This is a genomic window from Lactobacillus rizhaonensis, from assembly GCF_036246345.1.
In the GTDB taxonomy this organism is placed as follows: domain Bacteria; phylum Bacillota; class Bacilli; order Lactobacillales; family Lactobacillaceae; genus Lactobacillus; species Lactobacillus rizhaonensis.
In genome coordinates this window covers 129,375-140,156 of the sequence record NZ_BTTV01000005.1, presented here as the reverse complement: position 1 = coordinate 140,156, position 10,782 = coordinate 129,375, and the positions used below count along the sequence as shown (strand labels likewise).

The window sequence follows — 10,782 nt, the reverse complement described above, 5'->3', positions numbered from 1 at the left end:
TCAAGTAAAACTACAGACTATAACTTGTCTTTTTTTGACTTGAAAATTAATTGAAAGAGCAATAAGAATATCTCTATTTAAACATAAACTTTTAAACAGATTTTGGGAAATAAAAAAGCAGAAGAAATCTTCTGCTTTTTTTGTTGCTTAAATATTTTGAAAACGATTAATATCTTTGGACTGAAAAACCGCTACTACTCCTTTTGCACATGAAAGTTCAAATGTATCTTTTTCTGGTAAAAATTCATTCGAGCTAAACGAGACGGGATTTGCACTCCTAAAATTGGCCAAATTATATTTAGCGTCATTTATATTTAAACTTAAGACGCCGGTTAAAGTTACTACTCCAAAATATTTATAACCTAGCTGTCTTTTAACTAAGTGTTTCCCAGCATTATAAAATCTAATTGAATTTTGCTGATCAATGAGCGTTATTTTTTCTGCAAACTGGTTAAACTCAGGCTTAAGAACCATAAATAAATTAGACAAAAAGTGATCTAAGCGTCCACCTGTGGCACCAAAAAGAGTTAAATGAGAAACACGGTAATCTAAAAAGGCGCAGCGAATAGCCAGCTCAGCATCAGTCCAATCTTTTTCTGGATTCGAATATCTAATATCAGCAACATTTTTTTCGATTTCTGCTAATTCATTTCTCTTTAGTGAATCAAAATCACCCTCGGCCAGATCTACCTTAATGCCCATTTCTTGTAAAAGAAGAGCTCCGCGATCAACACCTATTACTAAATCACCGGTTCTATTAGCTTTTAGAAATTGCTCTTTGAGATCGTCAGGCCATAACTGTTTAGGCGCGCCTAGCAGTGCATAGGATTTCATTGCAGTATGCCTTCTAACTCCGTAATTTGCTTCTTAATACTATTCTGACAAAATAAATAAGAGCCAGCAACGAAGATCTTTGCTCCTGCAGCCTTAGCAATTTTAGCAGTTTGTTTGTTAATTCCCCCATCAACTTCAATTGGTACTGTTCCAGCGCTTAAACTAACGGCCTGTTTAATCCTTGAAGAAGATTCATGAATAAATTTTTGACCACCAAAACCGGGATAAACGGTCATTAGTAAAATTTGATCAACTTTCTTAAGAAATTGCTGTAAAACAGAAACTGCAGTATCTGGATTAAGAACTAAACCCGCTTTAACATTGTTTTCTTTTAAATAATCCAGCCAGTAATTGAGTTTATCCTCATTCATTGCCTCATAGTGAAGTAACACTATTTGTGCACCCGCTTTGACAAAAGCAGGTACCAAAACATCAGGGTTATTACTCATTAAGTGAACTTCAACTTCACTTGTAGGAAAAGTCTTTTTAAAATCAGATACGAGCTGCGGACCAAACGACAAATTTGGCACAAAATGTCCATCCATAATATCAATATGAAAGCGGCTGATGCCGCAATCAATCGCCGTTTGAATATCTTTTTCCAAATTTAGATTATTAATATTTAGAATTGACGGTGCAATCACTATTTTTCTCCTTATTTTAAATACTCGGGCAGCCTACCATTTTCTATTTCTTTGCGAATTAACAAATAATCATCATAGCGGCTTTTTTTAATTTCTCCCGCTTCAACTAATCTTTTTACCTCACAACCGGGTTCGTTTAAATGCTGACAACCCCGAAACTTACAATTGCTACTGGCTTTTTTAAATTCAATAAAATAATCACATAACTCTTTTACTTTAATTGGCGTAAGGTCAATTGCTGAAAAGCCTGGAGTATCTGCAAGATAACCTTTTCCTAAAGGAAAAAGGTTAACTGTTCTGGTAGTATGCTTGCCTCGATTTAAGGAATTAGAAATGGCGCCTGTTTCTTGCTTAACGTCACTTTGAAGTGAATTAATTAGAGTGGATTTACCTGCTCCTGATTGTCCAGCAAGAGTCCAGATGTCTTTATTAGAAATCTCGTGAATCAGGTTATTGGCGACCTCTTCTTTGCTATAAAAAATTTGATATCCTATAGCGTTATAGTAAAGCAAGTCCTCGTGAATCTTGTTTAGCTTTGACCTACTTGGTAAGTCGCTCTTTGATAGGTAAATACTTACAGCCACACCTTGCCATGAAAAGAAAGTTAAAAAGCGGTCCAATAACTGCAGAGAAAAATCGGGTTGAACTGCTGACATTACTAATAAAACATGATTTACGTTAGCTAAAGCAGGTCGACCAATCAGATTTTTACGTGGTAAAACATCCACCAAATAATTTGTGCCTTGGTCATCAATTTGAATGTTAACGTGATCACCAACAGTTGGTTTCAATTTATTTTTACGAAAAACCCCCCTGGCACGAGTTCTTACAATATCATTAGCAGTCTGAACATCATAAAAGCCTGCAATTGAACCAATAACAATTCCTTGATCCTTTTTAATCATTTTTGACCTTCTCATTCAAAATTATTTGACCATCACGTACTACTTTTAGTTGACCCGGGCCATCCTTTAGTTCGAATGGAATTGAAAAATTCATATCTTTTTTGATATATAAATCCCGGTAAATGTTATCAATTGAATGATTATCATCTGCAATATATATTTGAACATGATTACCGCGCTTATTATCAGAATCATCTTCATCATTATCTTCGTAGCTAACCGTAAAGTTTTTAATTGCTGTTAAATTGCGCTCCTTTTTTGCTCCCTCTGAAACATTAACAGAAATTGTACTTCCACGAGGAACCTGTGTACCTGCTGCTGGACTCATGGAAATAATCATTCCCTTCTTCACTTTGCTGGAATAGGCAGAGCTAACTTGCAGTGTCAAGCCGTGTTTATGCGCAAATTCTTGTGCCTGCTTTAAAGAATAATCTTTTAAATCAGGTAATCTAATCATATGATGCTTTGAGCGCGGATTTTTTCCTTTAGATATTACTAACGTAATTGTTGTTTGTTCCGGCTTTACTTCAACATCGGCAGCAACACTCTGAGAAATGACATGATCAGGTGGAACACTGGATGAAAATTGATTTTCACGAATTACTTCAAAACCTAATTTTTCAAGTTTTTGAACAGCAATGCCATATTCATCCCCTGTTACATCAGGTACTTGAACCATACCTGCTCCATCAGAAATATACAGGTCTATATAGCGACCTCGTTTTATTTCTGAGCCAGCAACAGGTGAAGTTTCAATTACTTTGCCGCGATCAATGCTATCAGAATTTCTATGCTTTATTTTGCCAACCTTTAAGCCAACATTTTCAAGTTTATTTCTTGCTTTTTTCTCACTCAGATTTGTAACATCGGGAATTCGTATATCACTATTTTTGTTATTATCGAGCACAAAAAACATTAAGCCAATTATTAAGACTGCGGCCATGCCTACAAAAAGCCACCACCATTTATATTTACGCAAAGCTTGCGTAAAGCTGGAACGATTCTTTTGATAGTCAGCAGTCTTTTCTTGAGTTCTATTTTCCGCATCAGTCTTTTCGACTACTCGATTAGGTTTGAAATTCGGCAAAATAATGGTTTCATCATCATTGTTGCCATGAGTGGGTTTAAAAACTGATTCATTAGCACGCCCTGGTTCCAAACTGGTATCAAGGTCATCTTTCATTTCCTTAGCAGAATTATACCGGTCGCGCGGATCTTTAGCTGTTGCTTTTAAGACTACATTCTCTAGTGGTTGCGGAATATTAGGATCTTGTTTTCTGATTGAAGGAATTGGTTCTTGAGCATGCTTTAAAGCAATTGAAACCGCGGAATCGCCATTAAAAGGCACATTTCCTGTAATCAATTCATATAAAATTATTCCTAAAGAATAAATATCGGATTGTTTGGTAACCAGTCCACCTCTAGTTTGCTCTGGAGACATATAATGGACAGATCCAATTGCAGAATTGGTTTGGGTGACAGAATTTTGGTTTAAGGCCACGGCAATACCAAAATCGGCAATTTTGATATTGCCATGCTTGTCCATTAAAATATTTTGCGGTTTTAGATCCCGGTGAATAACATTATGCTTATGAGCCAAAGACATTGCACTCAGTATTTGGTCCATGATTTTAATAATATTACCTAAATTCAAAGGTGAATTTGCTCTAATATACTCTTTTAAATCAGGACCATCCACATATTCCATAACCATGTACGGCAAACCATGGTCAGTGCCAACATCCAGAACCATCACTATGTTAGGATGACTTAATTCACTGGTAGCAAGTGCTTCTCTTTGAAAACGGGCCAAGGTCTGAGGTTCTTTTTGTAAATCGAGCCGCAAAATTTTAACGGCGACTTTTCGCTGCAGTATGATATCTTCAGCTAGATAAACATTTGCCATGCCGCCTTCACCTAAAGTATCAATTATACGATAGCGGTCGCCTAACAAATAGCCCTTATTGATCATTGCTTGTCACCACCCTCATTTAGAATTAAACAAGCAGTGATATTGTCCTCACCACCCAAACGATTAGCTTCGTCAATCAGCTTTTGGCAACGACTTTTTAAAGACAAATCTTTTGTCGCAAGTATCTGTTGAATCTGGGGATCACTTAATGAATTAGTTAAGCCATCAGTGCAAAGCAAAATAATATCATTATCATTTAAAGCAATCTGCTTATATTCCGGATCAATTGTGCTGGAAACTCCAAGTGATTGAGTAATGATATTTTTTTGAGGATGATTTCTAGCTTGCTGCTTAGTAATTTGCCCCAGTTTAACCAATTCATTGACCAGAGAATGATCTTCTACAAGCTGAACGAATTGGCCATCTGAATAGCCATAGGCTCTTGAATCTCCTAAATGGGCGATTAAAGCTTCATCGTTAAAAACCACAGCCAATACTATTGTTGTCCCCATGCCATTTAAATCTGGAAAACGGTCAGCAGTTCTTAAAATTGTTTCATTCTCATTACTTAGTTGAACGTTCAGCCATTTACGTGCACTGTTTGAATCGTAAAAGTCGGTGACACCAAAATTGTGACCCAAATGACTTACAGCCATAGTCGAAGCCACATCTCCACCTTGATGTCCGCCCATGCCGTCACAAACAATAGCCAACAAAGCATTTTTTTTATTTTTAAAAACCTGTACAGAATCCTGGTTGCTCTTGCGTATTCGTCCAATACTAGAAGCAAATGCTGTTTTAATCAAAATCCTAACCTCGCAATTTAAACTTAGCAATAAAAAAGCCATCGCTACCATAACTATCCGGTAAGATTTTAAGTATCCCCTTTGGGGCTTTTAGCTTACCCGCTGTAAAAGGCTGTAATTTATATTCATCATGCCTTTTTAAAAAAGCTTTAACTACGTCTTCGTCCTCTTCCTGGGAAATAGTGCATGTCGAATACACTAATTCTCCACCTTGACTGATTAAGGAACTTACATGATCTAAAATATTTAATTGAATTTGTTGCAATTTAGTTAAGTCATTTAATGTTTTAGTATACCTGATTTCCGGTTTCCGCCTAATAAGACCTAAACCAGAACAAGGTGCATCCACTAAAATTTTATTGAATTGCTCTTTTTTAAATTCTTGATCTGCTTTTCTGGCATCAAGTGGCTTGACAATTATTTTTGATTCCACATGCATTCTGCTGGCATTCTCTTTAACCAAGCGCAGCTTATTTTCATGTATATCAAGTGCGGTAACATGACCCTGCTTCAACTTTTCAGCGATCTGAACAGTTTTACCTCCTGGTGCACTACAGGCATCAAGAACTTCTTCATTACCGTTAAAAGAAAAAGCACTTACCGCCAAACTAGCAGCTTCATCTTGAATTGTCAATCTGCCTTGTTTAAATAAAGCAGTTTTAAAGATTCCTCCATGTGCTAAGACCAGTTCATCTGAAGCAATTTCAGAATCAGCAGGAAGAAATCCTAAATTTGATAGCTCTTCTTTGACCGAATTATAATCAGCCAATTTTGAAACTCTCACTGTATTTTTAGATGGTTTATTAATGCTAGCTAATATGGCAGCGGTTCTATCTTCACCCCAATGACTAATCAAGTACTGAACTAACCATTTAGGTGTGCTTTCCTTAACACTAAGATAAAGCGTCTTGTCTTTTTCATTTGGCAAAATCGAGCCTCTTCTTAACAAAGAACGTAAGATACCGTTGACAATTTTAAATCCAGCAGAATGCCTCTTACCGTATTCTTTTGCTAATTTATTAGCCTCATTTAAGACTGCCCTATTGGGAATGCTGTTCATAAACAGGATTTGATAGGAAGACATCAATAATAATGGCCAGAGGTAATCTTCCTTAAGTTCTGTCTTCAGTAAATCATGAAGTTGATATTCCAAATAGATTTTTTCCTGTATAGTGCCGTAGACAATTCTGGTTGCTAAATTCTGATCAGCTTGAGTAAGCTTAGCTTCACGCAAACTATTATTAAAACTAATATTTGAGTAGGACCCTGAACACAATACACGAATTAAAGTAGACAGGGCCACTGACCGGGCGCTTTTAGGAGCCGACAATTTTATCACCTATAGCAAAGCTTTTTCCTTGTCCGTTTAAAAAGCTTTTTACAGTCATTTTTTTCTTTCCTGCCGGCTGAACCTCAAGTAAATTTAAAACTGTATGATTGGCAAAGCTAATAGCAAAACGTTTTTTATTATCAACCACTGTTCCAGCTGATAGAGAGGTAGTTTCTGGAGTCACTTCGGCTCGCCATACTTTAAATCTTTTATTATCAATCAGCAAATAAGCTCCGGGATCGGGATTAAGACCGCGAATTAAGTTGTTGGCTTCCGTCGCAGTCATGCTTATTTTTATTTGTTCCTGCTCTTTGCTGATGTTTGGGGAAAATACTACTTTGGTTTCATCTTGAGCCGTTTTCTTCTGAGGATCTGCAATAATTTGAGGCAAAGTCTGAAGCAACAAGTCACGTCCCAAAAAAGACAATTTCTCAAAAACAGTTCCTGCTGTATCATCTTTTTGAATGTCAATTGCTTTTTGAGCATAAATGGCACCGGCATCCATTTGCTTAACCATTTCCATAATTGTTACTCCGGTTTGCTTATCTCCGTTGATCAGAGCGTATTGTATAGGCGCTCCACCACGATACTTCGGCAATAATGAACCGTGAACATTAACTGCAGCAATGCTAGCTGATTGCAAGAATTTAGTAGGTAAAAACTGACCATAAGCAGCAGTAATAATCAAATCTGCATGCATAGCTATTAATTTAGTTACTTCTTCTGACTTTGCTAAATGAGCAGGTTGAAAAACTGGTAAATTTAATTTTTGAGCTAAAACCTTAACTGGTGACTCAGTAACTTCCTGCTTGCGACCAACTTTCTTGTCAGGTTGAGTAACCACTGCTTTGATTTCATATTTTTCATTTGCAAGAGCCTTTAAAATAGGCACGGCAAATTTAGGAGTTCCTAAAAAAATTATTGATGTCATTAAACATTCCCCTTTACATTATGCGTTCAGGCTCATTATCAATATAGACAGATAAGCCATACTTTTTGATTTTTTGGGCCGAATCTTGGATTTGATGTAACAACTGGTTAAGATTGTCTTCTTTTTTATATTTTACCAGTATTTGATAATAATATTTGTTTTTTAGACGTGAAATTGCACTAGGTGTCGGGCCTAAAACTATTGTTGATTGGTGTAATTTTGGCTGTAACCATTTTTTTATCTTAAAAGCCTCTCTGGCAGCATTTTGTTCTTTTTTAGCAGCAATTGAGACCAAAACAGTATAAAAATATGGAGGATAATTACCAGCATGTCTAACACGCATTTCGTATTGATAAAAGCGTTCATAATCCTGAGTCTCAGCTAGTCTAACCGCATAATGACCTGGATTAAATGTTTGGATGATTACCTCTCCCTTTTTTTGAGCTCGACCAGCTCGGCCTGCCACTTGAGTCAGTAATTCAAAAGTGCGCTCAGAGGCATTATAATCTGGCAGCCAAAGACCCGTGTCAGCATTAACAACCCCTACCAGTGTCACATTAGGAAAATCCAGTCCCTTAGCAATCATTTGCGTGCCCAGCAATATATCAGCTTCATGATTGCCAAATGCATCTAGAATCTTTTTAAATGCACCCTTTCTTCTTGTGGTATCCACATCCATCCGTAAGACACGAATACCTGGTAATAATTGATTTAGCTCCGTCATCACTTTTTGGGTGCCAGTTCCCAAAAATCGTATTTTTTTACTTTGACAATTTGGACAATTTTCAGGAACTGTAGTGGAATAACCACAATAATGGCATTGCATTTTATTTGTATCTTTATGCATAGTCAATGAAAGATCGCAATTAGGACACTTCATGACATAGCCACATTCACGACAAAGCATAAAGTTAGCAAAGCCCCGCCGATTTAACATTAAAATTACCTGCTCATTTTTAGCTATTCTTTGCTCTATTGCTTTAACCAACTCGGTAGAAAGATCAAACTGCCCACCAGTATAGTTTGCCTTTTTTAAATCCACAATGTTAACTTTAGGTAAACTTTGTTTATTAGCACGATGTGGTAACCTCAACAACTGATAAACGCCCTTTTGTGCACGTGCCCTACTTCCAAGAGACGGGGTTGCGCTGCCTAATATTAGGGGACAAGAGTGATACTTACTGCGCCAAATTGCAACATCCCGAGCATGATAGCGCGGATTGTCCTCCTGCTTGTACGATGATTCATGCTCTTCGTCAATCACGATCAAGCCAATATTTTCTAAGGGCGCAAAAACTGCACTTCTGGCTCCCACCACAACACGGACCTCATTACGTCGTATGCGGCGCCACTCATCATACATTTCGCCTTCAGACAAGCCGCTATGCAAAACAGCAACTTGTTGACCAAATCTGCTTTTGACTTGGTCAACCATTTGTGGAGTTAAAGATATTTCTGGAACCATCATTAAAGCATTTCTGCCCTCTTTTAGTGTAGCGCTGATAGCATTTAAATAGACTTCAGTTTTACCGCTGCCAGTCACACCTTCCAACAAGAAGATACGTGACCTTTTTACTTTAATTGCTGGTACTATATGGTTAAGTGCCTCTTTTTGATCCTTGTTTAGCTTAATTTTTTTAGACTCATCTTTGGAGCGATTATAGTCTGTCAATGGATCACGATATTTTTCAATCTGCTTTTTATTAAGCCAGCCCTTTTTGACAGCATTGGTTAATGAAACTGTATTGAGGTGTGTATTATTTTCAATTTGACTTTGCATTAAAGGAAAATTATTAAAATTTTCGATTAAATACATAATGAGCTGCTTTTGTTTGACAGCATTTTTCCTTAATGACTCGTAAATACTGCCATATTCTTTCTTAGTTTTGCATAAAGAATATTCGTTTTCAGTTTTAACCCGGGCTTTATTTTCAACAAGGTATTCAACTTTGGCATCATTTGAATGCAATAATTGACGTATTGCGGCAATTTGCTTATTGTCGGTTATTTTAGTTAAATCCAATGGGTCTCCCTGGAAAAGACCCATTTTTTGCGCTTTTGCGGAATTAGGAACCAAAATTTTACGATAGTTGGCACGCATAATTCTTGGAAGCATCGTTTTTAAAATTGATATGCGATAAGAATAAATATTATCAGCTAAATCCTTTGATAGCTTTACTAGTTCCAAAGTTAGCGGAGGCATTTCATCAACCACTAAAAGTAAATCTTTTAATTTACCTTGATATTGACTTTTTTTATTTAGTCCTACCACGAAGCCTTGTAATTTGCGTGGTCCGAAAGGTACAAAGACCCTTGAGCCTATTTCAACTTTACCAAGTTCCTTCGGCACATGATATTCAAAGACTCGATCCGTTTGCTTAGCCGCAACATCAACGATTACTTGTGCAATCATTTAATCACCTTCAAAAAATGACCTCCATCTCTTTTAGGATGGAGGTCATAAATTTTATTAATTACTGATTAACCTCGCGATGATTGGGATCAACGGTAACTTTACCAGCTTCTATTTCTTCTAAAGCTTTACCAACTGGTTTTTGTGATTTGTAGCTTTTTAAAGCTTCAGGGTCGCCGTCCTCCAATTCATGTGCTCTTTTGGCCGCAAGAACTGATAAAGAATATCTTGAATCAACCTGTGCCAACAATTTATCAATAGATGGATATGTAACTCTCATTTTAGTCCTCCTTAACCATTTTGCGATAAGTATCAATAACACGCTTTACACTGACATGTTCAGCTTCAACAATCGCCTTAATATGATCAACTGCATTGGCAACTGTATCATTAACAACAGCATAATCATAATCCTGCATCACCAGAATTTCTTGACGAGCCTGCTTTATTCGACCCATAATCACATCTTCTGATTCGGTACCACGATTTTCCAACCTGGTATGTAATGTATGCAAATCAGGCGGCGTGAGAAAAATAAACACTCCATCAGGCATTAGTTGTCTAACTTTTTGGGCACCATTAACGTCAATTTCCAACAGAACATCTTTACCTTCATCAAGCATTTTTTCAACTGGTGCCTTAGGAGTACCATAAAAATGATTCACATATTGATTATACTCCAAAAGTTCATTTTGACTGATTGCCTGCTTAAATCGTTCTTCAGTAACAAAAAAATAATCTTTACCATTGATCTCTCCTGGACGTGGCTGTCTAGTGGTCATGGACACGGAATATTCAAATGGAAAAACCTTATTCTTCACAATTGCACTTTTAACGGTACCTTTACCTACTCCCGAAGGGCCCGAAAGGACAAGTAACAAACCTTTTTCTGTCATGCCAAACTCCCTTATGAAAAGCTATTGTATCTAGTTTGCACTAAAATGATAATATTTTCAAGTCATGGTATTTTTAACCAGCAAAAAAATTTAAATTTAATACTTGTTTTT

The 10,782-nt window shown here is 36.8% G+C and carries 10 protein-coding genes; all 10 read right to left on the bottom strand.

The window, feature by feature from the left end; all coding sequences use genetic code 11:
- Positions 1-147: 147 nt before the first annotated feature.
- The 10 genes from AAA915_RS07515 to gmk all read right to left on the bottom strand — a co-directional run bounded on the left by AAA915_RS07515 (position 148) and on the right by gmk (position 10,671).
- On the bottom strand, positions 148-834 hold the full coding sequence (locus AAA915_RS07515; RefSeq protein WP_338201153.1) for a thiamine diphosphokinase: 687 nt from the start codon (positions 832-834) through the stop codon (positions 148-150).
- Positions 831-1,481 carry a ribulose-phosphate 3-epimerase gene (rpe, locus tag AAA915_RS07510; protein WP_122026198.1) on the bottom strand — a complete coding sequence of 217 codons (651 nt, stop codon included), beginning with the start codon at positions 1,479-1,481 and terminating at the stop codon, positions 831-833. Before rpe ends, AAA915_RS07515 begins: the two co-directional genes overlap by 4 nt.
- 8 nt (positions 1,482-1,489) lie before the next feature.
- Entirely contained in the window at positions 1,490-2,380 is an 891-nt protein-coding gene (gene rsgA / locus AAA915_RS07505) for a ribosome small subunit-dependent GTPase A (protein WP_420915119.1), read from the bottom strand.
- Positions 2,376-4,355 (bottom strand): Stk1 family PASTA domain-containing Ser/Thr kinase, encoded by a 1,980-nt coding sequence (pknB, locus tag AAA915_RS07500; protein ID WP_338201149.1) that lies wholly within the window; start codon positions 4,353-4,355, stop codon positions 2,376-2,378. The genes rsgA and pknB overlap by 5 nt, the downstream gene beginning before the upstream one ends.
- Positions 4,352-5,101 carry a Stp1/IreP family PP2C-type Ser/Thr phosphatase gene (locus AAA915_RS07495; protein ID WP_110446716.1) on the bottom strand — a complete coding sequence of 250 codons (750 nt, stop codon included), beginning with the start codon at positions 5,099-5,101 and terminating at the stop codon, positions 4,352-4,354. Before AAA915_RS07495 ends, pknB begins: the two co-directional genes overlap by 4 nt.
- Before the next feature lie 4 nt (positions 5,102-5,105).
- A complete protein-coding gene (gene rsmB / locus AAA915_RS07490; protein ID WP_338201145.1) occupies positions 5,106-6,431 on the bottom strand; it encodes a 16S rRNA (cytosine(967)-C(5))-methyltransferase RsmB in 1,326 nt (441 codons plus the stop codon).
- Positions 6,418-7,362, bottom strand: coding sequence for a methionyl-tRNA formyltransferase (gene fmt / locus AAA915_RS07485; protein WP_338201143.1), 945 nt, complete (start codon positions 7,360-7,362; stop codon positions 6,418-6,420). The genes rsmB and fmt overlap by 14 nt, the downstream gene beginning before the upstream one ends.
- Positions 7,363-7,375: 13 nt before the next feature.
- The gene (priA, locus tag AAA915_RS07480; protein ID WP_338201141.1) at positions 7,376-9,775 is read right to left on the bottom strand and encodes a primosomal protein N'; all 2,400 of its coding nucleotides are present in this window, start codon (positions 9,773-9,775) and stop codon (positions 7,376-7,378) included.
- Positions 9,776-9,836: 61 nt separating this feature from the next.
- Complete coding sequence (rpoZ, locus tag AAA915_RS07475) at positions 9,837-10,055, bottom strand: DNA-directed RNA polymerase subunit omega (RefSeq protein WP_046325061.1); 219 nt, start codon at positions 10,053-10,055, stop codon at positions 9,837-9,839.
- 1 nt (position 10,056) lies between these two features.
- Entirely contained in the window at positions 10,057-10,671 is a 615-nt protein-coding gene (gene gmk / locus AAA915_RS07470) for a guanylate kinase (protein WP_338201138.1), read from the bottom strand.
- Between the last annotated feature and the right edge of the window lie 111 nt (positions 10,672-10,782).